This window comes from Eilatimonas milleporae (assembly GCF_003688555.1).
GTDB lineage: Bacteria > Pseudomonadota > Alphaproteobacteria > Sphingomonadales > Kordiimonadaceae > Eilatimonas > Eilatimonas milleporae.
Map to the genome: position 1 here is coordinate 797,940 of NZ_REFR01000009.1, position 26,404 is coordinate 824,343.

Genomic DNA, 26,404 nt, shown 5'->3' on the forward strand with positions numbered 1-26,404 from the left:
TATGATCATGATATTGATTTGGTGTTTTCCACAGGTTGACATGAATATTTTATATTTGGTTTGATTTAGTCATGATCTTTTTTTGGAGATTATTTTCGAATGACAGCGGTACAGCCATGCAGCTGGGGCAGCGCGACACCCAGCCGGCCATGACGATGGACGACCGCTGTCCCAGCTTGCGCATCATGCCGGCGCGGTAACACTCGATCGCCTTGGGGCTCACCTCCAGCACACGGGCGATTTCCTTGTTGGACAGGCCGCGCAATACATGGTCCAGCACCTGGGACTCCCGTCGCGACAGGGTGTCGATCCGGTGCCGCCGGTCGGCGCAGGCCTTCTCGGCGATCACGGTGCCGCGATCTTCCTGCACCAGTTCCAGGACGCGCGTTTGCAGCAGGTGCGGGTCCAGCGGGGTTTCCAGCACATCGCGGGCGCCCATGCGCATGGCCTCGACGGCGACGCGGGTGCCGGGGGTGTCCCCCACCATCAGAACCGGCGCGCCCGCCCGCCGCGCGCGCAGCTTGGCCAGAATGTCCAGCCCGCCGGACGGCGGCAGCAGAATGTCCAGCACCGTGCAGCTGGGCCCGTCCGCATCGAACCGCTCCAGAAGCTCTGTCCCGCTGGCGACGGTCACCAGGGTCAACCCCGCCGCCTCCAGATCGGCGCGGACCTGCGGCGGGATCATCCCAGGGTTGGAACCAGGGTTGGCCACAGGATTGGCCACAGGATTGGATAGGGCGATGTAGACGGTTGATTTGACTTGGTCTTCCGAAATGTTACCCGACATGCGTCACTCCATTTCATTGCTGGCAAGGATGAGTGCGGTACCCCTTGGGGGGCATGTCCGGACGGTAACAGAATCAGATAAAAAGCAACCTCTAAGCGATCTTGGCGCAATAAAAAAGGCCAAGCAAAACAAAGGGCTATCCATACGGGCACAAAACAATTTCAAATGCGTATAAAATTTGTGAATTGCCCTGCCCGTGACTTAAGCAAAAAAGGAACTATGTTGTGATCTGTCAGGTATCTTGATTGGCAGTTTATTGTTATTGTGAATCAATTACTTAAGCGCGATCTTGTGCCTCCCGGGCGGAGATTTTGAGCATGACGCGCAACAAGACTGTTGAAACCGTATATCTGATAAAGTTGCACTCAAAAAAACCTAAAGATTAGTGTAACTACACTTTTTAAAGTCCACTGTAATCCTGGGGGTAAAACACATGCACCACGATTTTTCCAAGTCGTTCACCGGCTGTTCGGACGCCAAATTTGACCCGTATGGACAGCAAAGTCTTTACGACCCGCAGGGCCGGCGCAAATATGTAACCGATCGGGAAAGAAAAGCCGCCTTGCAAATCGCTCTGTCCCGGCGCCCGACTGTTTACACGCTGTGCGCGACACTGGCCTATTCAGGCTGCCGCCTGTCCGAAGCCCTGGAGCTGGACGCCTCCCGCGTTGACTTCGAACATGGCGCGCTGATCTTCCGCACGCTGAAAAAACGCAACGCCCAGATGTTTCGGCTGGTCCCGGTACCGCAGGATGTGCTGGTGGACCTTGACCGGGTGCACGGCATCCATGGCCGCCAAAAGCATCAGACCGATCAGTCCCGGCAATGCAAACTGCATGACCCCTTGTGGGACTGGTCGCGCATCCATGCCTGGCGCCTGATCAAAAGCGTCCTGTGCGAGGCCGGTGTCAAGGGGCCGGCCGCCAGCCCGAAAGGGCTGCGCCACGGCTTCGGCGTCACCGCCGTGACCAAGGGCCTGCCCCTGCATCTGGTGCAACGCTGGCTCGGCCATACCAAGCTGGCGACAACCGCCATCTATGCCGACGCCCTCGGTGACGAGGAACGCCAGATCAACACCCGCATGTGGCTCTAGACCGCTCCATCCGGCGTTTTCCGCCGCGATAGAAGATCGCGGCCCATAACGCCCCGCCCTCACCGCCCCGACACCCCAAAAGCTCCGGACAGTCCGGATATCCAGACAATCCGGCACCTCCGAACTCATTGGAATCATTGGAATGCGCGGACGGACCCCTGGCACCAGACGGTGACAAACCGCCGCCCTTGGTGCCCAACCCGCTCTATTATCCAGACCCGTCTATTGCCCAGATCCGTCTTCTAGCGTCCCGCCCCCTGTATCGGCCGGGCATCTCTATGACCCAGACCGCTATAGTGCCGTGTGCGCCCGCACCTGGGTCCACATCAACAGGGACGCCAGCTTTCCGGTCCACGCCAGCGCCCGCTCGGCGCGCGGGCAGGCCCCGCTTTCCTCGACGATGGTGCGCGCCGTGAACCAGGCGTCGATCACATGCCCGCCGCCCGGCGACAGGGGATGCAAGGGGGGCAGCATGTGCGACAGGCCCGTGTCGGCCACTCCCCCATCCGCCAGTCCTCCATCCGATCCACCCTCGCCGGAGACCGGCACCGCGCCCGCAAGCCCCGCCTTCAGCAGCAGCCTCCAGAACGCCCTGTCGTCCCGCTTGCCATGTGATGCCGCCGGGTCCTTGTCCAGCCAGTCCTGCGGGGCTGCCGCAGGAGCTGTCACAGGGTCTATAGGGGGGTCTGTCGGGGGCTCCGGCGGCCATGCCGTCCCGCCGTCGGACTGGCCGAACCCGGGCCGGTGATACACCGCCACCGGCCGGCCCCGGTCATCGGCGATCCAGTCGCCGTAAACCGTCCCACCCTGAAATGTTTCCACCTGGCTTTTTTCAGCCTGACCTTTTTCAGTCTGGTCTTTTTCAGTCTGGGCATTCTCACCGGGCACGCCTTGGAAAAAGGGCGCGGCGTCAAATCGTAGGTCCGCCGCGTCCCGCCGGTCGGCCGTGTCCAGCGGCCGCAGGCCGGCAATCAGCCGCGCCCGGCCGTCCCCGTCGTCGAACAGGCCCAGCGACCAGCCCGGCGGCAGGGCCGCCCCCTTCGGCGCCAGGCGTTCCAGGTGCCCGGCCAGCAGGTCGTCCCCGGCACTGCACAACAGCACCGGCACGCCTGAATCATCCGTCCCATCCGCCCCGCCGGCCCCGGTCAGGCGCGCCAGCCGCTCGGCGGTGGGGTAGGTGATCGCCATGCGGTAGGCGTCGCGGTAATGGTCGCCCGCGTCGGCAAATCCCAGCACCGTCACGGTCATGAACACCAGATCAAGGGGCCGCGCCGGCATGCGCGTATCGGCCCGGCGGTCGTAAAAGGGAAAATAATAATGCTGGTCCAGCACCCGGCTCCACAGCGCCGTCAGGTGGCTGCCGTCGCGCACCGGCTCCAGCGGCGGCAGATAGTGGGCCAGCATGCTGTCCCGCTCGCGTTCGGTGAAGGCCGGCGGCCCGTCCAGAACCAGCGCTGCGACGCGTTTCGGTGCCGTCAGCGCCGCCTCCACCGCCATGGCCGCGCCCGTGTGCGTGCCATACAGGCCCGCCCGGTCAATGCCCAGCGCGTCCAGTGCGCCCAGAACCGTGGCGGCGAACGGCGCCGGCCCGGCAAACCGTTCCGGCAGCGGGTCCGACAGGCCGTAGCCCGGCGTGTCCAGGGCGATACAGCAGAACCGCTCCGCCAGGGCGCGCATCAGCGGCACCAGCGACCGGGACGAGCGCGGGCACTCATGCAGCATCACCAGCACCGGCCCACGGCCCATGGCCCGCGCATGCACCCGCCGCCCGTCCACCGTGACGAACCCCCGGCGCATCGTCTGTCCGTTCCCATGCCTGCTCATACCGCTCTCATCCTCTACAGGGCTCGGGCCGCACGCACGCCCTTATGCTGTCCACCTTCAACCCGCCTTGCCCAAAGCCCTCACAGAGCCCTCACAGAGCCATCGCAGGCCCATCAGGGGCCCGGTCCCGCACCGTGCCAAACACCCGCGAAGGAGCCCCCCAACGGACATGAAGCATGGGGCATGCCGCCCCGCGCAGCCTCCTGCCCGGACGGGCGCCCCCGCCGCCCGGTTCACGGACAGACAGGGTCCACACTCAAACAAGACCCACGCACACACAGGGTCCACGCATGGGCAAGGTCCACACACAGCCAGGGACGGCACCCCTGACCTCGGCCACCGACCCCGCCCACCGGGCCGGATCGGGCATCGCCCCAAACACATCGATCGCGTCACATCGATCGCGCCGCATCACTCACCCCGCACCGATCCCTGCATTGATCCCTCCGGGCAGGTCCGGCCAGTGGCGGCCGGTGGCGGCCAATAGCAGCCAGGGGCGGCACTGTGCGGAAAGGCCGGAAGGATGCGCATGATCCCGGCACCGGCACAGGGCTGGTCCTGGCATTGGCTGCGGGAAAAAGGCCCATGGCGATTGCCGCCGCCCTTGTACCCCTGCCCCTGTACCCCTGCACTTGTGCCTTCTTGGCCTTGTTCTCCCTGGCCTTTGCCGCCTGTCCCCTGCCGCCTGCGACAACGCATCATACGCTTCACCCGCTTCACCATGGGCGCCTGCCCATCATGCGGCGCCACGCCCCGCGCCGGCGGCACCGGCCGCCTCGGCTGACGCCACCGCCCCCGCCGCGCCGGACGAACTGGGCGCGGCCCCCGTGGCCGCCTCTCCGCCCGACGTCCCCCCGGCGCCCTCAACCATGCCGCCCTTTGGGGTCCCGGCCTCCGGGGTGCCAGCCTCCGGGGTGCCGGCCTCTGGGGTGCCAGCCTCTGGGGTGCCAGCCTCTGGGGTATCGACCTCTGGGGTGCCGGCCTCTGAGATACCAGCCTCTGGGGTGTCGGCCGCTGGGGTGCCGGCCGCTGGGGTGCCGGCCGCTGGGGTGTCCGCCTCTGAGATACCAGCCGCTGGGGTGTCGGACTGCTCGGATTTGACTATCAGGGATTTGGCTGTCTGGGCGCCCCTTTCCGGGTCTCCATCTGACGCCCTGGGCGTGTCGGCTGCCGGGCCGGCGGTTCCGTGTGTGTCAGGGGTGTCGGGCGTGTCAGGGATGTCGGGCGTACCCGGGGTCCCGAATGTGTCCGGGGTCTGGGCGGTGCGCGGCGCCAGCCCCAGCGTGCCGGGGGCGAGCCGCCCGTCCGGGTCCGCCGCCGTCTTCAGCGCCGTCACCAGCGCCCGCGCCGCCGGCCCCAGGCGCTCCAGATAGGCATAGCGCCGGCCCAGCTGCACATGCTGCCCCCCCAGGCTGTCGATCAGCCGGATCAGCCCGTCACGGATCTCCCCCGCCACCGCGTCGTGCCCGGTGTCGCTACCAGTGTCGCTACCAGTGTCGTCTCCAGCGTCGCCGGCTTCGCCCACGCCGACAGCACCGGCAGCGCCAGCGGCTCCATGGGCGGCCTCACTTTGGCGGGCCGCGCCGTGGGGGTCCCCGCTTTGCGGCTGCGTGCCTTGGGGGGCCGGATCTCGGGAGGAATCGCGTTGCAACGGTGCACCCTGAAATGCCTCGCCCTGAAATGCCCCGCTCTGGGGTGCCTCGTTCTGGGATGCCCCGCTCTGGGATGCCCCGCTCTGGGATGCCCCGCTCTGGGATGCCCCGCTCTGGGATGCCCCGCTCTGGGGTGCCTCGTTCTGGGGTGCCTCGTTCTGGGGTGCCTCGTTCTGGGATGGCTCGTTCTGGGATGGCTCACCCCGGAAAGCCGCATCTTCAAAGGCACCGCTGCGCCGGGATGCGCTTTGAAAAGATGCGCCCTGCCCGGCCCCCTTTTGCATGGGTACGCCGCCGGATGTCGCGCTCTGGGGTGCCGGATCCTCTGACATTGGACTTTGCGGCATCGGACTTTCCGACACCGCGCCATCCGGCCCCTGACCGCCGGATATCCTGCTGTCAGATATGCTGCCCGATATCGGACTGTCGGACAGTTGACCTTCGGGCGGGCTGTCGCCGGCGGCCCGGTCGTGTGGCATGGCGGCCTCATGGCCGGTGATCCGCTGCTCGGATGCCTCATCGCCGCCTGCCGCATGCAGGCCGGCAGCCCGGTGACCGGGTGTTTGGTCGCCGGCGGCCCCATGGGGTGCCTCATCGCCGGATGCCTGATCATGGCGGGCATGACCGGCCGCCGCGCGGGCTTTCGGCACGCTGGCCAGGTGCAGGGGGTTCAGCCGGCCGGGCCACAGGATCATCGGCTCGATCACCATCGGCGCGCCGCTGCCGCCGACGATCAGGAAGCCGGCGGTGAAGCCTTTGTCCGCGTGGGCCGCGATGCGTTCGCGCAGGTGCGCCTCCAGGAGGGGCAGGACCGCGGGCCCCCTGTCGGGCTCGAAAATGCCGTGGGCCGGCACCCAGCGCTCATAGGCGCGGCCCAGCATGCCGCGCACCGAAAAGGGCCGGGCGTCCAGCGCCGCCGGAATGGCCGCCGCGATCGCCGTGCCGCCGTGGGCCGCCATCAGCGCCGCCGCGCGGCCCGATGCTTGTCGCAGGGCGCCGCGGCTCCCGGCCTCGACGATCAGATGCAGGCCCCAGCCCGCCGGCGCCGTCACCGATCGCGGCGACAGGGCGGCGCGCACCCCCATGGCGGCCAGCCGTATCAGGTCGCCCAGGCCCCGCGCCGCCGCCAGCAGGCTTAGCCCCATGCGCAGCCGCTCGCGCCCGTCCGGCAGCGCCGCGCCGGCCATGCGCCCAGGGTCCATGCCATACGCCCGCACCCCCGTGCCCGGCCCTGCTCCGGCTCCGGCTCCTTCACGGCTGACAGCGGCAAAGGCGGCGGCGAAGGCCGCCGTGTCCGGGAACACCGCCGAAACATATTCGCTGTGGCCGGGCACCGGCTCCAGCGCCAGCCACGCCTCTGTCAGCACGCCCAGCGCCCCGCAATCCCCGATGAACAGCCCGGTCAGATCAGGCCCCTGCCCGCGCCAGTAAGATCTTGATATATCAGTCTCTTCTTGCGGCGCGCCTGCACCGCCATCAAAGACCGGCGCCTGCTCACAAGCCAGGCCGCCGGTGCGCAAAACCCGGCCGTCCGCCAGCACGATTTCCACCGCCAGCACCGCGTCCATATTGCCCGGCAATCCCTGCCGGATCGCGCCGCCCACCGTCGACACACTGCCCGAGACCGGCGCCGGCAATGCGACACGCCGTCCCGTACCCGCCAGCGTGTCGCGCAGTGTCGCCCATGTCACCCCTGCCCCCACCGCGACCCAGCGTCCCGCCGGATCGACCGTAATGCCGTCCAGCCCGCGCATATCCAGCGTCACCGTCCGGTCGGTCTGCGGCAGGTAGCCGCCACTGTAGGACAGGCCGCCGCCGCGCACCTCCACATCCAGCGCCGCCTCCCGCGCCAGCCGCATCACCGCCTGCACATCGCCGCGTGCCGCGACCCGGAACACGCCGAGCGGCGGGTGCGCCGCGCGGGCGAAGACGTCGTGGCGGAACAGGGCGGCGGTTTCCGCGCTCTGATCCAGCAGGGGCAGGAGGCCGGCGGCCTCGGCCCTGCGGCGCAGGGCCGCGCGGCGGTCCATTGTATCCGATAGGTCTGGCGACTGCGGCGCCTCCGTTGTCTCAGGCCGCTCCGACCCGGCCGGGGCCAGGCCGGGATCGGTGTCCGTGTCAGCCGGCATCGCGCAGGGCCCGGCGCAGGATCTTGCCGCCGGCGTTGCGCGGCAGTGCGTCGAGGAAGACGACCGAGCGCGGCACCTTGAAACCGGCCAGGGCCTCGCGGCAGGCCGCGATCACCGTGTCCGCGGTGACGGCGTCGCCGGCATCCCTGGCATCCCTGGCATCTCCGGCATTCACGGGGGCCAACACGACGCAGGCCCTGACCGCCTCGCCCCAATGGTCGTCGGGCACGCCGATGACGGCGCTTTCCGCCACGCCGGGCAAGCGGTTGATCACGGTTTCCACTTCTTTCGGGTAAATATTGAGCCCGCCGGATAGGATCATGTCCTTCTTGCGGTCGATGATGTGGATATAGCCCTCGTCATCGGCGACGGCAATGTCGCCGACCGTGACCCAGCCGTCGACGATGGTCTCGGCGTCGGCGTCCGGCCGCTGCCAGTAGCCGTTGAACAGGCTGGGACCGCGCGCGAACAGCTCGCCCGGTTCGCCCGCCGGCACCGGCTGCCCGGCATCGTCGAGCAGCCGGACCTCGGTCGCCGGGAACGGCAGACCGACACAGGCCGTCTTGCGCAGCTGGTCGACGGGGCGGAGATTGGTGACGATGCCGGCCTCGGTCGAGCCGTAGGTCTCGTGCAACAGGCCCTGGCCGAAATAGGCGACGATTTTCTCCTTCATCGTCTGCGGCAGGGGCGCGGCGTTGGAGATGATCGCGCTCAGATCATGGCCGTGATAGCGCGCCAGCACATCCGCATCGAGATCGAAAATCGCCCTGAAATGGGTCGGCACCATGAAGACGCCGTCAAAGCCGCCCTCATGCAGGCGGGCAAGCACGGTCTCGGCATCGAATTTTTCCATCACCTCGACCGTGCCGCCGAAAAACAGCGGCGCGAAACCGAAGGCAAAGCCGGCCCCGTGACACAGCGGCGCGATGGCGAGAAAATGACAGTCGGGCCCGAAACAGCCATATTCCGCCGCCATCCCGTAAAAGGTCATGACCCGCGCCCGGTGGGAGATCATCACCCCCTTGGGCGCACCGGTGGTGCCGGAGGTGTAGGGAATGGCAAAAGCCTGGCCCTCATCGACCGGCCCGTCGACAAGCCCTACCGGGCCGGCAAAGTCCGCCACATCAGCGACGGTGGCAACGGTTACATGTCCCGGCAGACCCGACAACAGGTCGACACGGTCCCGCGTCGCCGCGTCAATGATCACCAGTTTCGCGCCGCAGTCCAGCAGTATGGCGGTGAGCTCAGAGGCGGTGAGCCGGTAGCTGGGGGTGGCGACCGCCACGCCGATATCGCTCAACCCCCCGACAATTTCCATATATTCCAGACAGTTGGGTGCGATCAGAGCGGCATGGTCACCGTTTTGCAGGCCGAGGGACAAACCATAGGCCGCCACCCGGTCCATGGCGGCGATCAGGTCACCGTAAGTGCGGCGGCGCCGGCCCTGGCGCAGCGCCACCTTGTCCGGCGCCCGGCGCGCGGCGGCGCGCACGCCACCGGTCAGCAGGAGGGGCCGCCCCAAAGAGCGGGTCCGGGGGCGTGTCCCGGAGTGTGCCGGAGGATGGTCCGGGGCGCGGGTCAAAGGAGGCACCACCGTCATCAGGCCCCGTCTCCATCGTCGGTCAAAGGTCCGGCACCCGCCAGGGGAATATGTTTGGCCGGCACACGGTCAAAGTCGAATATTTTCAGGGCATTGCCCCGCATGATGAGATCGTGGGCCTCGGCGCGGAACGCATGGTCGCGCATTTCACGCACGGCGCGCTCGGGGTCGATGACCGGCCAGTCGGTGCCGAACAGCACCTTTTCCCGGCCATAGGTGTTCATATAGTGTTTGAGGCTGGCGGGCAGATGTTTGGGCGCATAGGCGTCGATGCCGATGAAGACATTTTCATGTTTCCACGCCATGGCGATCATCTCGTCCGTCCACGGCACGCCGATATGGATGCCGATCAGCGTCAACTCGGGAAAGTCGATGGCGATCTGATCCAGCAGAATGGGCCGGGCCACCGACGGCAGGCGCACATCCTTCTGATAGATCAGGTTCTGGCCCACCTGCATCATGATGGGGATGTCCAGTTCGCAGCATTTGGCGTAGATGGGGTACCACTGGGCCGCGTCCGGCGGCAGGCGGAACCAGTGGGGGTAGCTGTGCGCGCCGACGAAGCCAAGCTCCCGCACGGCGTATTCCAGATCGCGCAGCTGTTCCATCCCCATGAAGGGGTCCACCCCGGCAAGGCCGGAAAACCGGTCGGGATAGGCATGACACCACTGCGCCACCTGGTCATAGGGGATCTGGAAAGACCCTTTCATCCGGCGGTCGCCGGCGCGAACGGCGATCAGCAGGGACCGTTCAATCCCGGCCGCGTCCATCTTTTTGAGATAATCGGTCATGGTGACACCGCCGCGCATGTCTTCCGGCATGCGCACCTGTGTCATGAAGTCGGCGTCGAAACCGGTCTGGCCGCGCGCGACCTCGACCGGGGAAAATTGATTGACGACAATATCAATGGCCTGAGTCATGAAGGACTGTCCCTATGTTTCCAAAAAATTGTTCTGGGCGGATCCGGCGCGTGAGCCGGCCGTTGTTTCAGAAGCTGTTCCCGCGCCCGCATCGGCGTTTTCCCGCGTCCGGGCCGCGGCACTGCGGCGGAAGGGCGCGCAGCCGAGATGGAGACACAGCACCCCCACGGGCGCGCTGATCGCCGCCGTCACCGCCATGGACCACGGCAGCGCCGCCGGATCGGCGAAGACATAATCGGTCAGCACACCGACCAGTGTCGCCCCGACACCGATGCCGACCAGATTGAGGCAGAACAGATAGACGGCGGACATCTGCGCCCGCAGGGCCGGCGGCGCGGCGATCTGAATGGCCGCGGCCGCCGCCGCATAGGGAAACGCAGCCCAGAAAAAGAACAGCCCCACCAGCGCCGCCTTGGCCGCCGTATGTTCGACGAGGGGCAGCAGAATACCCGCGAAAAGCAGCCACACGCCCGCCAGACGCCCGGTCAGCAGCGGCGCCTCGGCCCTCCCGCGCCGTTCCAGCCAGTCGGAATAGGCGCCGCCGGCAACGATGCCGAGACTGCCGAACACCAAAATACCAAGGCCCAGCAGCGCCCCGGCCTCGGCCGTTGTGAACGCCATCTGGCGGATCAGCAGCGACGGCGACCAGGCGATGAAGGCATTGAACAAAAGTCCGAGCGCCGAGAAGCCGGCAAAATGCATCAGGAAGGTGCCCGGCTCCGCCGCGATAAAGCGGAAGACGGCGGTGAGCGAACGGTGCGTCCGGGCGGGCGCGGCCTGCTTGCGGGGCGGTTCCGCCACCGTCAGCATCAGAAGGGCCACCAGCAGGCCGGGCGCGCCGACAATAAAGAAAATGGCCTGCCATGCCTTCAACTCGCCCACCAGCGGCAGGGACAGGGTACCGGCGGCCAGCGCCCGTCCGACAATCGCCCCACCGACCAGAAAGGCGAGGCCGGCCCCCACATAGACCCCCATGCTGTAAAGGCCGAGCGCACGACCCAGCAGGCGGCGCGGAAACATGTCGGCGATCATGGAATAGGCGGCGGGCGACAGGCCGGCCTCGCCGGCGCCGACGCCGACACGGGCCAGAAACAAATGGGCGAACCGTCCCGCCAGGCCGCACAGGCATGTGGCCACGGACCAGACCGCGACGCTCCAGACGATGATGGTACGCCGGGGCATGCGGTCGGCAAGGCGGGCGATGGGAATGCCGAGCGTGGTGTAAAAAATGGCAAAGGCAAACCCGTGCAGCAGACTGACCTGCGTGTCGCTGAGCGCGAGATCCTGTTTCAGGGGCTCGACCAGCAAGGCCAGAATGGTGCGGTCGATAAAGGAAAATGTATAGGCGACGAACAGTACAAAAAGAGCATACCAGGCCGCCGGGCCGGTGCGCCGCGCAGGGGCGGATGATACGCCTTCCGGTCTGTCACCGGCCGGTCGGGAAGCGGATGTCGGGGTCATGGGGGTGTGGCAAGCCTGTCCTGTTTCAAACACTGTTCCGCAGCCCCCGCAAGGGCTGGCCGGACCGGTATCCTATCACGGAACCGACCCGGCCTGTCCGGCCGGGGAGCCGGCTTAGAAGCGCAGGCTGACGGCAATCTCGTAAAAACGGGGATTGCCGGGGTACACGGTTACAAAGCCCGCGCCGGGGAAGCTGAGAATGCTGTCGAAATATTCCTCGTCCAGACAGTTGCGGCAGTTGGCGGAAATGGTGTAGCGCCCGTCGTCGAAACGATAGCCGACCGAGGCGTTGACCAGCGCAAAGTCACCGGTCTGCGAAAAGGGGCCATTCTGCGGGTTGGTGAAAAATTCGGATGTGTAGAACACATCGCCGTTCACCAGAAAGCTGTCGCCGTTCGCCATGGGATAGTCGACGGAAAATCCGGCTTTCCCCTGAAAGGACGGGGAGCGCTGCAATTCATCGCCCAGCTGGGCGTCCACGGCGGGCTCCAGTTCCTTATAGCTGGTCTCAAGCACGCCGAAATTGGCGAACAGGTCGAGCCATTCATTGGCCCGGAAGGTCAGTTCGCTTTCAAAACCGTAAATTTCAGCGTCCGCCGTGGCCACGAGAAAGGTGTTGTCGGCGCCGGGGACCGAATTGAACAGATCGGTATATTCGGCGAAGAACGCCGCCGCATTCCACAGAACCCGCCCGTCGAACAGGCTGGCCTTGCTGCCGATCTCGTAACTGTCGACGATTTCCGCCGGAAAATTCAGAAACTGTGCCGCGTTGTTGACGCGTGCCTGCCAGCCGCCGCTGCGGAAGCCCCGGGTGTAGGAGGCATAGGTCAGCCAGTCGTCGGTGACCTGAAAATCCAGCCCGAGTTTGGGCGTGAATTCACCGAAATTGGGCTCCAGATCGACACCGAGAGCGCGCAGCGCGTCATCATTGAAGCCCTGATTGCCATTGATGATCTGATTGGTTTCGATGGCTTTTTCGTCACGCGTATAGCGTCCGCCGAGGATCAGGGTCAGCCGGTCGGTGATGTCATAGTCAATCTGGGCAAAGGCGGCGTAGCTGTCCGTCTGCACGTTATAGAAACGGTCGGATACGAGAATGGGCGTGCGCGGTTCCGTCAGGCCGCCGGGGGCGAAGTCATCCTGAAGGAAAACGTCGCTTTCCTCGGTGAAATAGAACAGACCGGCCACCAGATCGAGCCTGTCGCCGATGGTGCCTTGCACTTTCAGTTCCTGGGTGAACTGCTCGGACTCGGCATCGGAGCTGAGCCGGAAAATCGGCACCGGCTGATCGGAGATATCCAGATTGTAAAGCTGTGTCGTCGTCCGGTAGCCCGAGATGCTTTCCAGATTCCAGTTATCGTTTATATCCCATGAGACATGCAGGCTGCCGCCATAGGTTTCGGCAACGTTCTCGATATCCTCGCCACTGTTGGAGACGAACAGATCGCCCGAGGACGGGCGGGTGATATTGCCGATGTCGACACCGTACATGCCGTTCTGTTCATCGCGGCTCCAATCGGCGGCAATCGTGGCTTCAACCCTGTCGGACAGGATGAATTTCAACGCGCCGCGCGCCCCGAAATAGTTCAGGTCGTTGACATCCCGATCGAGGACGACGTTTTCGGTGAAGCCGTCGCCCTGTTCGGTCAGAAACGCGCCCCGGAAAAACACCTTGTCCTCCACCAGCGGGGCGTTGCCCGATACACGGAGACGGTAGCGGTCGTAATTGCCGTAAGCGGCATCGACATTCAGCTCCGGTTCGGCAGACGGTTCCTTCGTCACCACCTTGACCGCGCCACCGGTGGCGTTCCGCCCATAGAGGGTGCCCTGCGGTCCGCGCAGAACCTCGATCCGTTCCACATCGAACAGGTTGAAATTATTGACACCCTGACGCGCCACATAGACATCGTCGATATAGACGGCGACGGTGGTGTCGACGGTGGCAAGCGATTCGGTCGTCCCCACCCCGCGAATGAAAAAGGTCGTCGCGGTCTGCTGGCCCACATTGCTGTTACCCGTCAGATTGGGCACGTTGAAGATCACCGACTTGGTGTCCAGCATCTGCCGCCGCTGCATGGTGTTTTCGTCAAAAGCGGACACCGCCACCGGAACCGTCTGAATGGATTCGGCGCGGCGCTCCGCCGTGATGACGATTTCATCCAGCGACAAAGTGTCCGTCTCGGTGTCGTCCTGCTGCTGCGCACTGAGCGACGGTGACGCCAACAATGCCATCAGAACGGTAGAGCCCACGCTTCCTGCCAAGCGGGCCGGGCGATAATTGAACATTGGTTTCCCCTCCTGTTCCCTGTCTGCTTTGCCGCAATGCTTTAAGCACTGACATTGACCGTCAACGAAAATCGCTATATTTGATTTTATCAGACAGATATATGGATTTGATGACATGAAAGAACCCAATCTGGCAACAAAACGCCTGTTTCAGATGCTGGAACTGTTCCGCGAGAGTCAGCATCCCCTGTCGGCCAGCGACATTGCCGAGCATCTGGACTGCCCGAAATCCAGCCTGAACGTCCTGCTGCGCGATATGACGGCCCTTGGATACATGACCATCGACCGCAAGAAGCGGACCTATTTTCCCAGCCCGAAACTGCAGCATATGTCGGACTGGATTCTGGATGCGATCATCCGGGACCCCAGACTTTTGGCGATGATCCGGGACCTGCGGGAAAAAACCGACGAAACCGTGGTTCTGAGCATGCGCAACGATCTGGAGATGGAAGCGGTCAAGGTGGAAACAAGTTCGCAGGCGATTTCGCTGACCGTACAGGCGGGCTTCCGCTTCCCCATGTGGACCAGCGCCGTCGGCCACGCCATGCTGGCCGTTCTGCCGTCGCAGGAACTGGCACGCCTGCACGACCGCGCCACCCGCCAGTTGGACATACCGGCGCTGGACACCATCCGCGTCCAACTGGAAGAAGTCCGCCGGCGCGGCTGTGCCATCAGTTACGGCACGGTGTTGAGCGATGTGGGCGCCATCGCCGCCCCCCTGACCGACGCGTTCGGCGCACAGGATCTGGTGATCAGCCTGGGCGGCCCCAAGCAACGGGTTCACGCCCGGGAACAGGCGCTCGTCAATATTCTGTGCCGGTCCAACGCGGTGAGGAAATTCACCTGACCGGCACGATCATGCCGCCGCCACGTCTGTTTCCGGGCGGACGGAAGTGTCAGGACGGACACTGGAGTCTGGGCGGACACTGGGCTCTGGGTGGGCACCGGAGTCTGGTTGGGTACCGGCGTCTGGGCGCGCACAGGGGCGCATGCGGGCCTCGGCCACCAGAACGATGGCGCCGATCCGCCGGCACAAGGTTTCGGCACGGTCCGGATCAAGCCCGGTAAAGGACAGGTCAATCCGCAGCATACCGGCATCGCGGCGCGCCTGCACACTGAACGGCGCCAGCCCGAGAACGGCAAAAGGTTCAAGCACACGCGGCAGGGTCGCCGGATCGTCCGCACCGCTGAGCGTAAATGTATAGGCACTGCAATCCGGCAGAACCATGAGCGTCTTCCCCGTTTGAAAGCCATGACAGATCATAGGCAGGTAATATATCCCAGAGAGCCGGCATAAAATTTTCCAATATTGTGGAAAGCCATATTTTTCTGCATAATTTATGCACTAAAATAGTCCAGAGAGATTAAATCATGCCACAGTCTCTTGATGCCTATGACAGGAAAATCCTGCGCTTTCTGCAAGCCAATGGCGGCGCCTCCACGGCGGAAGTCGGCGAAGCCGTCGGCCTGTCCCAGTCGCCCTGCTGGCGGCGCATCCGCAGGCTTGAGGACGACGGCGTCATCAGGGACCGTGTCGCCCTTCTGGACCGGGACAAGCTGGGCCTCAGTGTGCTGGTGTTCGCGCATGTGAAACTGGAAACGCACCAAAGCGATGCGCTGGATGATTTCAAGCGCGCCATCGCCGTCCTGCCGGAGGTGCAGGAGTGTTATGTCCTGATGGGGGAGGTCGATTTCCTGCTGCGCGTCGTCGCGAAGGATATCAAGGACTATGAACGTCTGTTCTTCGACAGGCTGTCACAGCTGCCGGCGGTGCGGGAGATCAATTCGATGATCGCCGTATCGACGACCAAGGAAACATCCGCCTTGCCCATCGCCGACATGCCTGTCTAAGCCGTCAGCGGTGTGCAGAGGCGGTCCGGCGCATCCTTCATAAATACGTGCCCGCAAACCATAGTGACGATGATTGATGGGCGACGACTGCTGAATGATGATTGCCGAAGCGCCCGGACTGTGCGGCCGGCACCAACCGCAAAGGGTTAGAATGTGCCCGATATATGCGTCAGGCTCGCAGCCGTCAGTGTGCCGGTCCCGGTGTCGATCAGCATCCGTTCGGCGGCGCGGCCCCGATCCGTGAACAGGCCGTCGCCGTGACGGGCGGTACCGCCATACAGGCACCAGACATCCGTGCCGTCCCCGCTGACGATTTCGGCCCGCATGCCACGGTAGCCGAGACCGGGCGGGCGCACGGCCGGATCGCCGCCGGGCGGCAATGCACGCAATGCACCGGCGACACGTTCAGCCGTGTCGCCGGTCACATCCCATGACGGGTTCGGCCGTCCGGAATACAGGTCTGCGGTCACGGTCACACACACGTTTCAGACTTCACCCTCAGGCAATGGTGACACCGGAATTGGTGACCATATAGGTGCAGAATGTCGTGTACGGCCCCCGGTCCGCCGTCATGGGGTCGGTAATGCGGTTGCCGGCATGGTCGACATTGATGACATCGGTCATGCCCGGCTTGTGCGACCAGCATCCGTTCGAATCCTGCCGGTACCAATGATAATCCTCATCGGGCCAGATCACCAGTGCCACATACCAGCCGGGCGTCATCTCGGAAAAATCGGGCACGTCGACCAGGCCGTCCCGGACAGACGCCGCCGTAACACCGTCATCGCCGAGACAGGTGAGCGACGTGAACATCTGCCCGCTGCCGCGCCCGGGCTGGGGAAAGGTGTTGGTGGCCTGGTTGTTGGCATAGGCATAGCAATTGTTCGTTGCTTTTCTGTCCGCATTGTCATTCCACCAGTCGGGCTCATAGGCCGGGGCGTCCTCGCCGCGGCAAGGCGGACAGGACAGGGCTTCCATGCCCTGTTCGGCCGGCGGCACGGCGGCTTCGATCGCCTGGCGGGCATGGGTGGACAAACGGTCGCTCAGGGCTTTTTTACCCGTCCACAGCAGATATTCCTCAATCGCCGGGGCGCCGGACACGAATGTCCCGGTAAAGGCATTGGAGCCCGGCGTGTCCACGATCATGGGGCGGCCGGACTGCCCGGCATCCGTCCGCAGGACACTGAATCCCCTGTACCCCATGCGGTGCCCGGCGGGCTTGCCCGCGCCCTGCATGCCTTCGAGGTTGGGCAGGATTTTTTTCGTATGTTGTTCGGGCACGATCCAGACGGGGTCGGGCCTGCCGGAATAGACGTGCATTCTTACAAGCAAAGTCATTGATCGGCATCCTTTTCTGTTGATGGCGGCGGCGGGCCGTCCTTGCGGCAGGCGGAACATCGCGCCGGCTGAAATGGTAATGGCGTCCGGGGGCATCCGGGCCGCCCCTGACGGGCGGCCCGGCAACGGTCAGGCGCCGGTCCGTGGGGCCTTGCGGGGTTTTTCCGGCTCGCCCTTGGAGGCGCCGACGACCACGCTTTCACCAACCTCGGCGCCAAGCAGGATGTCGAACGGCCGCGCCCAGGCAATGCGTCCCAGTTCGTCCAGATAACCGATAATGGCGAGACCGTTGCCGGCGGCGGCAAATCCGGACCAGGGTGTCGAGAAGGTCTGGATCGGACCCGTCGCCAACCAGCCCTGATAGGCCTGTTTGATGGCTGTCAGGACATCTTCGGCCCCCATCCAGTCAGGGAAGAAGATCGACTGTCTGATGGATGTTTCGAAACGGGTATTTTTGTTCTTGTCGGTTTTGTAGTGTTCATGGGCGCTGTAGTCGACAAAGTCATAGGTCGCCCGGTAAACGCCGCTGATATAGTCGCGGTCATCCTCGTACGAGATCAGATTGCGGACGGTGGGCGGGTTCAGTCCGGCAGGCCGCGAAAAGGGACCAAGGTCATTGTCATACCCCGCCTCGCCGTAAAAAATACGGCGGATGTTGATCGGCACGCTGTCCTTGCTCCAGATACCGACGGGCAAGCGTCCGGCATTGTTATGCGGCAAACTGCTGAATGCCATTTTGGGTGATCTGAGACCGTATGCAGTCATCTCTGTCCTCCTGTTTCCCATGCGGCGTACGTCATGGCCGCCGCGATCATGCTCTCAGTCCTTATCCACGCTCATCTGTTCGATCTGGCGCCGCAGTTTGGCGGTCTCCAGTGCGGCCTCGGTGAAGAGGTGCCGCAAACGTCTGTTTTCCTCTTCCAGTTCCTTCAGGGATTTGCCGCGCATCGCGGCGGCCGGACCGTACCGGATGCGCCAGCGGTAATATGTTGCCTCCGCAATGCCGTAGCGCTTCGCCACATCCCCGATCGCCGCCCCGTTTTCCACATCGCGCAAGACCTGCCGTACCATCTCATCGCTGTATCGTTTGCGTGCCATGCTGTTCTCCCGATCAGGCCGGGCATTTCGCTCGGGGTCCTGCCCTGATCCGCTTTTGTGATCGACCCTTTCTTTTTGTCCCTCCAAAAAAACGGGCCGGCCACCGGATGATCCACTGAAACCTCCGGCAACCGGCACCAAGGTTAGGGACTGTCAAATTCCTTTTGGCCGGTCCGCCCGCCTAGCCGGCCCAGTCCTGGCCGGGACCACCTTCGCCGGGGCCGTCCGGGGCCTGATCCTGCTGGTCCTGCTCCGGCCCGCCATGGGTCGGTTTTCCCTTGCCGGGGTCATTACCGGCCGGGGGCGTCTGGGGTGTTATGGTGCCGGTGTTCGCCAGTTCGATGATCTTGGCGATCTGATCGACCGACGACGTGTTCTGCAACAGCGTGCCGATACTGTTCACGGCATCCTGCGGGGCATTCTCGGCCATGTTGGACAGGGCCTTGCTGGCCATGGCGTTCAGAATGGTGAACATGGACTGCTGCAGGGCCGCCGTGTTCTGCATCATCAGGGCGAATGTCTGGGCCGCCGCGCTGCTGATGATGGCTTTTTCCTCATGTCCGGCTCCCCGGATCACCCAGTTTTCATGATCTGCGGTCTTCGTGTTTTCAACGCCTTTGATGGACATTTTGGTTTCCCTATGTTGCTTGTTGTCTGGTTAAAAGCGAGTGCCGTCAGCCGCGCCCCGTGGGCCTGGCGGCCGCCAGCAGGTCAGCCGTGTTACTGGCGACCGGATTCCCTGAAAAAACGGTATCCAGGCCGCGAACGGTCGTGGCTGAATCAATGCTCATGATCAGGTTGACCGCCTGGGTGGTGACGCTGGTCCCCACAGCATAAAACTGGTGCTGATTGGCGACGGCATTCTGGATCGCCATGCCGGCGGAATTCCCGAATGTCTGATACTGGCTGGCCAACGCCTGCGCCGGGGCCTCACCCAGAACCTTGAGGTTTACCTGGGTGACAGCGTCTGTCATCTGGCCATTCACGAGGGTTGGGTCTGCCATTTTGTGTCTCCATCAGAAAAAGGGCGGAGACCACGGCGCACTGGACGCCGTGGTCAGGATTGATCAGCCCGGGAAGCTGGCCAGCGTGGCCTTGAGCTGGGCAATCGTCTCGGCAACCGCATTGCCGGAGAAGATTTCATTCGTACCCCGGGCCCCTGCCGCGATCGGCATGGTGTAGAGCAGGTTGATCGACTGGGCGGTGACGCCGGTATCGATCGTGTTCATGTTCTGCTGGTTGGCTGTCGCCGTCTGAATGCCGAGACCGGTCGAGTGCCCGGCCACCTGATACAGATTGCCGAGAGCCTGGGCCGGCGCGTCGGCCAAAACCTTCACATTGGCCTGGGTCACCGCATCGGTGATCTGACCATTGACGAGTGTTGTATCCGCCACGGGACGTCTCCTATCGTTTGGCCCTCGCGGTTTTTCGCGTCACCGCGAGAGCGGATGAAAATGACTGTCAGGATTTAGGAAAAGGATGAGACAGTCGTTTTGAGAGAGGCGATCAATTCAGCCAGCGAGTTGCCTGAGAAGACTTCGTTGGTGCCGCGCGCATCGGCTGCCACCGGCATGGTGTAAATCAGATTGACGCCCTGGGTGGTCACACCGGTGTCGATGGTGTTCATGTTCTGCTGGTTGGCCGTGGCATTCTGGATGCTGAGACCCGTGGCATGGCTGGCGACCTGATAGAGATTGCCGAGAGCCTGGGCCGGCGCGTCGGCCAGGACTTTCACATTGGCCTGGGTCACCGCATCGGTGATCTGGCCGTTTACGAGTGTTGGATCTGCCATTTTTTCTCTCCTTTGAAGGTATGGATGAGAGCGGTCGGCATGGGGGCTCTCACATGTGGGGGCCGGACGGTGTCAGGTCTTTCACGTCGTTGAGAAAGACATGCTTTCGCTGGAGTCCGAGACTACGGTTTGACCGGGTATCCGCTGTTCGCGGCGTCTGGTTCCCTGTGTCATCAGACGGTTGCTGTTGACCATTTCCCGCAAGCTGACCAGCTGGGCGAGATACTGGACCAACGGATTTCCGGTAAGGGCGTCATTGAAACTGCGGCCGGATATGGCGGCACTCAGACCCAGAATCTGATTCACGGACTGCGCCGTGGTCGACAGACTGAGGGTCGAGAGATGCTGCTGATTGGCGAGCGCATTCTGAACGCCCAGGGACGACGTATGCCCGGTGGACTGCATCTGGCTCGCGAGAGCCGAACTGGGGGCGAGCCCCTGAACACCAAGGGTGGCCTGTGTGACAGAATCGGTAATCTGTCCATTGGTCAGTGTCGGATCAGCCATGTCATACTCCCTGAATCAAAGCTGTTTGGTGTTCACAGTCTGTTTGGAAAGGCATACGTCGTCTCGGCTCAGCCCGCGCCGGGGATGGTCGGCTGCTGCTTGAAGGCCTGCAGGGTTGCCTTGAGCTGGGCGATCATTTCGGCCAGCGCATTACCCGAGAAGATCTCGTTGGTGCCGCGCGCGTCGGCTGCCACCGGCATGGTGTAAATCAGGTTGATGCCCTGAGTGGTCACACCGGTGTCGATGGTGTTCATGTTCTGCTGGTTGGCCGTGGCGTTCTGAATGCCAAGACCGGTCGAATGTCCGGCCACCTGATACAGATTGCCGAGAGCCTGGGCCGGTGCATCGGCCAGGACCTTCACATTGGCCTGGGTCACCGCATCGGTGATCTGGCCGTTCACGAGTGTTGGATCTGCCATTTTCCTGTCTCCTGTTTCACCTGGCCTTTTCGATGAAGGGGTGGGCCAAGCGGTTCACCCTTTTCCGGCGCCTTCGCGCCGAAGACTGTCGCGATGCCTGTCCGGCGATCATTATCCGCAGCGCGGCACGCGCCCCGGGGGCTATGCCTTCTTGGCGGCGGCCAGGGCCGCGATAATCGCCGCCACCTGATTGTCGGTCAGCACCGTGTTGACGGCTTTGGCATCGGCGGCGACCGGCACGGTGTACAGATTGTTCACCCCTTGCGCGGTGACCGCATTGCTGATCGAGTTCATGTTCTGCTGATTGGCGACGGCGTTCTGCATGGACAGGCCGACCGAATGCGCCATGACCTGATACAGATTCGCGGTCGCCTGGGCGGTGGCATTGCCGAGAACCGTTACATTCGTCTGGGTGACAGCATCTGTGATCTGCCCGTTGACAAGAGTGGGATCCACGATTCGTCCTCCGACTGGCAAGCCGACCTGTCAGCGCCCCGGCGGGCTGTGATCCCCCGCATCAGGCATGTCAGCGTGTTGAATTCAAAGTCGTGGGTTAGACGGTCGAGCGCGGCAGTTGTGACAACGCAGATGGGCCGGCACTCTGAACGAGACCAGCCAAGCCATTGAAAAGAATAAATTTATTTTTTATGTGCGCCGGCGGAAAATTCCGCCGGCGCAACCGGCAATAGTTCAGAGAGCGGTCAGCCGGACAGTGTTTTCAGGAACTGAATGACCACTTCGGCAATGGTGACGACGATGCCGACGGCGGCGTCGGCGCCGATGCCGACTTCCTCGACCGCGGCAATGAAGGATGCGATCATGCCAAGCAGGGCCATGGCATCCCCTTCAACGCCGGCAAGCGTGTTCTTGTTGGCGAGAATAGTGCTGTTCAGGCCGGACTGACCGAGGCTGATGGCATCATTCAGGGCGGACTGGCCAAGACCGATGGTGTTTGTCAGCATGGCTTTGTTGGTGCCCATCTCGGCGATCAGATTGTTCATCTGCGAGGCCATGACCTGCATCTGGTTCACAAGAATACCGGCTGACGTGGTGGCAATGGTGTTGGTGATGTTGTTGGATATCACCGCATTTTCCATTGCCTGCCCGGAGGACTGGGCGGTGAATTGCTGTAACAGACTGGTTGTCCAGGCCGGCACATCGCCGATCACCTTGAGATTTGTGTCGGACACCGACTGGACGATATCAGGAGACGGCATGATGCACTCCTTGCGTTATGAGATCCTGTCCGCGTGCACTGCCCCATCCAATGCGGATATTTGTCCGTGACAGGCCTGTTATGGCCATGAAGGGCAACATGAAGGGAATGGAAAGAGAAGCGCTCGCAGCGTTATGGGAGAAAAGGCCCGGACACTGTTCGGTCCGGAGATCCTGTTCTATTCCCCCTCGTCACGGGCAAGACGCTTGACCAGTTTCAGAATCTCATGAATTTCAACGGCTTCGCGACGCTCACGCCGTTCGACCGGAGGCATGTAATCCGCCAGAAGGCGCTCATGGTCCAGCGACAGGATTTTCGCGGCCGCCGCGCCGGTGACCGCCAGCTGTTCGGTCGCGATCAATTGCTGTTCGCGGATGGCGCCCAACTGCATCAAAAAGTTCGTAATCGGGTTGGAATAAGAGGAGGAGCTTGATGCGAGTGTCCGCAGAAAAACATCTTCCGTCGTCGACGTGGCCAGGTCCGCGTCACGGATTTCGACATTTTCGATTTTGTCGATGTAAATGGTGGCACCGTTCTCGATGGACTCATTAATCGTGGTGTTGATGTCCGTGTCTTCCTCGGTTTCCTGGACGGAGTCCACATTTAGTTGTTTCGTTGATTTGCTGGTCATTTGAAGTTCCCTAACCTTGGTTTTGTGTTGTCAGGGAAATTTATTTGAATATATGAATATAAAAAACGATTTTAAATGATAGAATTATTTCTTAGCAATTGATTTTTATTATTTTCAAAAATTTCTTTTTATGAAATTTTCTTTCATATTTTTTATGAATAAATTCATTTCTAAGATCATGTAAAACAACAATATTTTTATTTTTCTCTATATAAATTTTTATTCAAGAATGAAATCCGCTTCATTTGATGCTGAAATAAAATTGCATTATTTTTATTAAATGATTTTGAAAGAAATATATTGATAGAGAGTTTTTATTCATGCCGCTTGTAACGATCTAAAATATATAGATTTTTTAATTTCGCTCACTCATTCCTGTCAAAAAAAATAAATCCCTCTCAATTTTACATCAAAAATTTCACAAATTCCTCGCAGAGCCGTCTTGCAATAGTGACACATCTCAAAAGTTCGACTTTCGGTTGAATGCTATACCTGACTTTGTGAGGTTCATTGGGGGGTAATCATGGATCACAGGGACTACTACGGAGCGGACAGAAACTTTTCCGAAGCCTGGGGAGACACATATACGATTGTATCAAAACGTCTAATGCCATCAAAACCACCCAAAAGGACCAGCACACTCGACAAACATCAATCCCGCCTCAACACGCTCCGGCAAAATCACACCGCGCTCCGGCAAAACCACACCACACTGAAACGGCAATTCTGGCTTTCCTGGCACAAACACAAAGATTATCTGCACAGTCTGAGCATGCGCTGGACAAGTGGCGACCAGCCCACCGCCGAGGACGCGCTGAGTGCGACCGCCTGCAAGGCCAGTATCAGTTTTTCAGCGGCCAATGGAAACATCGGCAATGAAAGGGCGTGGTTTGCCCGCATTCTCTATAACCAGTGCATGGACGGGCACCGGCGCCGCAAGGCCGAAAATGCGCTGAGCGTGGAATTGCTGGCCCCAAGCGCTGAGCCCTCGGCCGAAGACGATATGCTGAACAGCGAATTGCGGCAGGTTCTGGACCGGCTTCTGAAAGACCTGCCGCCGTCCCTGCGCGGTCCGGTCGTCTCAAGGCTGGTCGACGAAAGCCCCTATGCCGCCATCGCCAAAACATACAAGGTCACGGAAGGGAACGCCCGCAAGCGCGTTCAGCATGGCAGGGCTATTCTGCGGCGGCGCCTGCGCAAATATCTGACCGCCGGCGAAATCGTCGAATAAACACTGCCCCTGACAACGGGCAGGAAGGGCAACGGGTAAGAAGAGCAACAGGCAACAAGCCCCTACACACCCCTGTAGCGACGATACCAGGCAACGAAACGCTCCAGCCCGTCGGCCAATGAGGTTGACGGCGCAAATCCCAAATCTTTCCGGGCACAGGCGATATCGGCGTAGGTTTCAAGCACATCACCCGGCTGCATGGGATGGAACTCCTTGACCGCTTCGCGGCCTGCCGCCTTTTCGATCTGGGCAATCATGTCCATCAACCGGACCGGCGCGTTGTTGCCCAGATTATAAATCCTGTGGGCGGACACGGAGGCATCCGGCAGACGGTCCGGTCTGGGCGGTGGATTGTCCAGAGCCGCCAGCACGCCGGCGACAATGTCGTCAATATAGGTAAAATCGCGTGCCATCCGCCCTTCGTTATAAATTTTGATGGGACGGCCCTCGAAAATGGCTTCGACAAAAAGCCAGGCGGCCATATCCGGACGCCCCCAAGGGCCATAGACGGTGAAAAACCGCAGTCCCGTTTGCGGCAGACCGAAGAGATGGACATATGTATGACTCATCAATTCATCGGCGCGTTTTGTCGCGGCATAGAGCGAGACGGGATTGTCCACCCTGTCCGTCTCGGCAAAGGGCTGCTTCTCATTGCCGCCGTAAACACTGCTGGAACTGGCGTAGACAAGATGGTCAAGACCGTCGGCATGGCGGGCAAATTCCAGCACATTGGCGTGACCGACGAGATTGGACCGGACGTAGGTTGCCGGGTTTTCGAGGCTGTAGCGCACACCGGCCTGTGCCGCCAGATGAATAATGGCCCGCACCGATCCCCGGTCAGACCCTTGGCCAAACCCTGACCCGGCGGCCCGGCTCAGTACATCCGGATCGGCGATATCGCCTTCGATAAAGTGAAAGGCCTTGCTGAAGGTCTTACTCAATTCGCCAAGACGCGCCCGCTTCAGCGCCGGATCGTAATAGGCATTCAGATTGTCCACCCCGACGACTTCGTCGCCACGGCCAAGCAGGGCCATCGCCGTGTGAAACCCGATAAAACCGGCAACCCCGGTCACAAGAATGGTCACGCATCGTCCCCCTGTCACAGTCCGGCCGCACTGTCCCTGCATACAGTCCGGGTCCGAACCGGTCAAAACGGCATGATCACCGGATCACGGACACCATTGGGCAAAAGCGGGTAAGCGGTCTTAAATCCGATGCCCTTGAACATGATGTCCGCCTGTGGTCTGGTTCGGGAATTAAAGGGCCATCCGGACCGCCAAATCAAGGAAACACCATCATGATCCGATCCAGCTACGGGGAAAAAGCGCTTCCGGCCGTCATGGACGATCACGGTCTGTCGGACGCCTTCACACACAATCGCCAGCGCGCGGCGGACGGCCTGACCGCGATGGAACACAGCCTGCCTGGTTTTGCACGGCAGTGCGGCCGGATGGATGACCTGCCGGACATGGAAACGGTCCGCGACCGCCTTGCCGGCACATTTGACGACATTCTCGTTTTCGGTACGGGCGGTTCCAGCCTTGGCGGTCAGGCCGCCACCGCGCTGGCGCGCTACGGCGATGCGGGCGGTCCCCGACTGCATTTCCCCGACAGTCTCGACCCGTATGAAATGGACCGGCTGTTTTCATCCCTGACACCGCAAAAAACCCATATTCTGGCCATTTCCAAGTCGGGCGGGACGGCTGAAACCCTGGCGCAATTGCTGACGGCGCGCGCCTGGATCGACACAGGGGTACCCCTTGAGAAGATCGGCCGCCATTTCACATTCATCACCGAACCGGGCGACCGTCCACTCAGACGATACGGCGAGGGCCTGGGCTGCATGATTATCGACCATCCGAGCGATGTGGGGGGCCGTTTCAGCGTCCTGACCGCCGTCGGCATGGTGCCGGCCATGCTGAGCGGTCTGTCCGTCACGGGGTTCCGCGACGGCGCCAGGGCGGTTCTGGACGACGCGCTTGCCAATCCCGGCAGTGCGGCACCGGTTGAAGGCGCGGCGCTTGCCTACACACTGGCGGCGGAACGAAACATCGGCACGGTGGTTCTGATGCCGTATGCGGACGTGTTGCGGGCCTTCACCCGCTGGCACGGACAGCTTTGGGCGGAAAGTCTGGGCAAGGACGGTCTGGGCAGCACGCCGGTCCGCGCCATCGGCCCGGTGGACCAGCACAGTCAGCTGCAATTGTATGTGGACGGACCCGACGACAAATTCTACACGCTGATCGGCGTGCCCGGCCACGGCAGGGGACCGGCGGTACCGCACGCCCCGGCCCTGGACAACGGCCTTGACTATATGGCGGGCAAGACGATCGGCGATATCGTCGCGTGCCAGACGCGCGCGACCGCCGAGACCCTGCGCAAACGCGGACGTATCGTGCGGATGATGACGATGGAGGCGATGGATGAACGCTGGCTCGGCGGTCTTTTCATGCATTTCATGCTGGAAACCGTCTTGACGGCGCATCTGATGGGCATCAATGCCTATGACCAGCCCGGTGTCGAAGACAGCAAGGTGCTGACCCGGCGCTATCTCTGCGAACTGGAGTAA

Annotated in this window: 27 protein-coding genes; 5 read left to right on the forward strand and 22 right to left on the reverse strand. The window is 62.2% G+C overall.

Annotation, left to right across the window (positions count from 1 at the left end):
* Window positions 1-49: 49 nt before the first annotated feature.
* The gene (locus tag BXY39_RS04285) at window positions 50-787 is read right to left on the reverse strand and encodes a response regulator transcription factor (protein WP_121937561.1); all 738 of its coding nucleotides are present in this window, start codon (window positions 785-787) and stop codon (window positions 50-52) included.
* Window positions 788-1,220: 433 nt separating this feature from the next.
* Between BXY39_RS04285 and BXY39_RS04290 the strand changes: the two genes are divergently transcribed.
* Window positions 1,221-1,880, forward strand: a complete 660-nt coding sequence (locus tag BXY39_RS04290; protein ID WP_121937562.1) for a tyrosine-type recombinase/integrase — start codon at window positions 1,221-1,223, stop codon at window positions 1,878-1,880.
* A gap of 291 nt (window positions 1,881-2,171) precedes the next feature.
* Here the strand turns inward: BXY39_RS04290 and BXY39_RS04295 are convergent, their stop codons facing one another.
* From BXY39_RS04295 to BXY39_RS04320, 6 genes are all read right to left on the reverse strand, one after another.
* Window positions 2,172-3,704, reverse strand: a complete 1,533-nt coding sequence (locus BXY39_RS04295; protein WP_121937563.1) for an alpha/beta fold hydrolase — start codon at window positions 3,702-3,704, stop codon at window positions 2,172-2,174.
* Between the two features lie 736 nt (window positions 3,705-4,440).
* A complete protein-coding gene (locus BXY39_RS04300) occupies window positions 4,441-7,485 on the reverse strand; it encodes an FAD-binding protein (RefSeq protein WP_121937564.1) in 3,045 nt (1,014 codons plus the stop codon).
* Entirely contained in the window at window positions 7,475-9,085 is a 1,611-nt protein-coding gene (locus BXY39_RS04305) for a class I adenylate-forming enzyme family protein (protein WP_121937565.1), read from the reverse strand. Before BXY39_RS04305 ends, BXY39_RS04300 begins: the two co-directional genes overlap by 11 nt.
* Complete coding sequence (locus BXY39_RS04310; protein ID WP_121937566.1) at window positions 9,085-10,005, reverse strand: amidohydrolase family protein; 921 nt, start codon at window positions 10,003-10,005, stop codon at window positions 9,085-9,087. The genes BXY39_RS04305 and BXY39_RS04310 overlap by 1 nt, the downstream gene beginning before the upstream one ends.
* Window positions 10,006-10,017: 12 nt before the next feature.
* Entirely contained in the window at window positions 10,018-11,466 is a 1,449-nt protein-coding gene (locus BXY39_RS04315; protein ID WP_121937567.1) for an MFS transporter, read from the reverse strand.
* A gap of 114 nt (window positions 11,467-11,580) precedes the next feature.
* Window positions 11,581-13,752, reverse strand: a complete 2,172-nt coding sequence (locus BXY39_RS04320; protein ID WP_170163616.1) for a TonB-dependent receptor — start codon at window positions 13,750-13,752, stop codon at window positions 11,581-11,583.
* Between the two features lie 115 nt (window positions 13,753-13,867).
* Between BXY39_RS04320 and BXY39_RS04325 the strand changes: the two genes are divergently transcribed.
* Entirely contained in the window at window positions 13,868-14,599 is a 732-nt protein-coding gene (locus BXY39_RS04325; protein ID WP_121937569.1) for an IclR family transcriptional regulator, read from the forward strand.
* Window positions 14,600-14,608: 9 nt separating this feature from the next.
* On the opposite strand, the gene BXY39_RS04330 is transcribed toward BXY39_RS04325, so the two are convergent.
* The gene (locus tag BXY39_RS04330) at window positions 14,609-14,980 is read right to left on the reverse strand and encodes a hypothetical protein (protein ID WP_121937570.1); all 372 of its coding nucleotides are present in this window, start codon (window positions 14,978-14,980) and stop codon (window positions 14,609-14,611) included.
* Window positions 14,981-15,123: 143 nt separating this feature from the next.
* Here BXY39_RS04330 and BXY39_RS04335 point away from each other — a divergent pair, with 143 nt between their 5' ends.
* Window positions 15,124-15,603 (forward strand): Lrp/AsnC family transcriptional regulator, encoded by a 480-nt coding sequence (locus tag BXY39_RS04335; RefSeq protein WP_121937571.1) that lies wholly within the window; start codon window positions 15,124-15,126, stop codon window positions 15,601-15,603.
* A gap of 146 nt (window positions 15,604-15,749) precedes the next feature.
* On the opposite strand, the gene BXY39_RS04340 is transcribed toward BXY39_RS04335, so the two are convergent.
* From BXY39_RS04340 to BXY39_RS04400, 13 genes are all read right to left on the reverse strand, one after another.
* On the reverse strand, window positions 15,750-16,079 hold the full coding sequence (locus BXY39_RS04340; RefSeq protein ID WP_121937572.1) for a hypothetical protein: 330 nt from the start codon (window positions 16,077-16,079) through the stop codon (window positions 15,750-15,752).
* Between the two features lie 22 nt (window positions 16,080-16,101).
* On the reverse strand, window positions 16,102-16,941 hold the full coding sequence (locus tag BXY39_RS04345) for a hypothetical protein (protein ID WP_147453466.1): 840 nt from the start codon (window positions 16,939-16,941) through the stop codon (window positions 16,102-16,104).
* Between the two features lie 129 nt (window positions 16,942-17,070).
* Window positions 17,071-17,706 (reverse strand): EndoU domain-containing protein, encoded by a 636-nt coding sequence (locus BXY39_RS04350; protein ID WP_170163617.1) that lies wholly within the window; start codon window positions 17,704-17,706, stop codon window positions 17,071-17,073.
* Window positions 17,707-17,760: 54 nt separating this feature from the next.
* A complete protein-coding gene (locus BXY39_RS04355) occupies window positions 17,761-18,039 on the reverse strand; it encodes a transposase (protein WP_147453467.1) in 279 nt (92 codons plus the stop codon).
* Window positions 18,040-18,220: 181 nt separating this feature from the next.
* On the reverse strand, window positions 18,221-18,667 hold the full coding sequence (locus tag BXY39_RS04360; RefSeq protein WP_121937576.1) for a hypothetical protein: 447 nt from the start codon (window positions 18,665-18,667) through the stop codon (window positions 18,221-18,223).
* Between the two features lie 46 nt (window positions 18,668-18,713).
* Window positions 18,714-19,043 carry a RebB family R body protein gene (locus tag BXY39_RS04365; protein WP_121937577.1) on the reverse strand — a complete coding sequence of 110 codons (330 nt, stop codon included), beginning with the start codon at window positions 19,041-19,043 and terminating at the stop codon, window positions 18,714-18,716.
* Between the two features lie 63 nt (window positions 19,044-19,106).
* The gene (locus tag BXY39_RS04370; RefSeq protein ID WP_121937578.1) at window positions 19,107-19,433 is read right to left on the reverse strand and encodes a RebB family R body protein; all 327 of its coding nucleotides are present in this window, start codon (window positions 19,431-19,433) and stop codon (window positions 19,107-19,109) included.
* Between the two features lie 74 nt (window positions 19,434-19,507).
* Window positions 19,508-19,831, reverse strand: coding sequence for a RebB family R body protein (locus tag BXY39_RS04375; RefSeq protein WP_121937579.1), 324 nt, complete (start codon window positions 19,829-19,831; stop codon window positions 19,508-19,510).
* Window positions 19,832-19,912: 81 nt separating this feature from the next.
* Window positions 19,913-20,338 (reverse strand): RebB family R body protein, encoded by a 426-nt coding sequence (locus tag BXY39_RS04380; RefSeq protein WP_121937580.1) that lies wholly within the window; start codon window positions 20,336-20,338, stop codon window positions 19,913-19,915.
* A gap of 68 nt (window positions 20,339-20,406) precedes the next feature.
* Window positions 20,407-20,757, reverse strand: a complete 351-nt coding sequence (locus BXY39_RS04385) for a RebB family R body protein (RefSeq protein WP_121937581.1) — start codon at window positions 20,755-20,757, stop codon at window positions 20,407-20,409.
* Window positions 20,758-20,898: 141 nt separating this feature from the next.
* Window positions 20,899-21,213, reverse strand: coding sequence for a RebB family R body protein (locus BXY39_RS04390; protein ID WP_211332078.1), 315 nt, complete (start codon window positions 21,211-21,213; stop codon window positions 20,899-20,901).
* A gap of 245 nt (window positions 21,214-21,458) precedes the next feature.
* Window positions 21,459-21,974 (reverse strand): RebB family R body protein, encoded by a 516-nt coding sequence (locus BXY39_RS04395; RefSeq protein WP_121937582.1) that lies wholly within the window; start codon window positions 21,972-21,974, stop codon window positions 21,459-21,461.
* Between the two features lie 177 nt (window positions 21,975-22,151).
* Complete coding sequence (locus tag BXY39_RS04400; protein WP_121937583.1) at window positions 22,152-22,604, reverse strand: hypothetical protein; 453 nt, start codon at window positions 22,602-22,604, stop codon at window positions 22,152-22,154.
* 607 nt (window positions 22,605-23,211) lie between these two features.
* On the opposite strand from BXY39_RS04400, the gene BXY39_RS19295 reads away from it, so the two are divergent.
* Window positions 23,212-23,835, forward strand: coding sequence for an RNA polymerase sigma factor (locus BXY39_RS19295; protein ID WP_281269992.1), 624 nt, complete (start codon window positions 23,212-23,214; stop codon window positions 23,833-23,835).
* A gap of 62 nt (window positions 23,836-23,897) precedes the next feature.
* Here the strand turns inward: BXY39_RS19295 and BXY39_RS04410 are convergent, their stop codons facing one another.
* Entirely contained in the window at window positions 23,898-24,920 is a 1,023-nt protein-coding gene (locus BXY39_RS04410; RefSeq protein WP_121937585.1) for an NAD-dependent epimerase/dehydratase family protein, read from the reverse strand.
* Between the two features lie 212 nt (window positions 24,921-25,132).
* On the opposite strand from BXY39_RS04410, the gene BXY39_RS04415 reads away from it, so the two are divergent.
* Complete coding sequence (locus tag BXY39_RS04415; protein ID WP_121937586.1) at window positions 25,133-26,404, forward strand: glucose-6-phosphate isomerase; 1,272 nt, start codon at window positions 25,133-25,135, stop codon at window positions 26,402-26,404.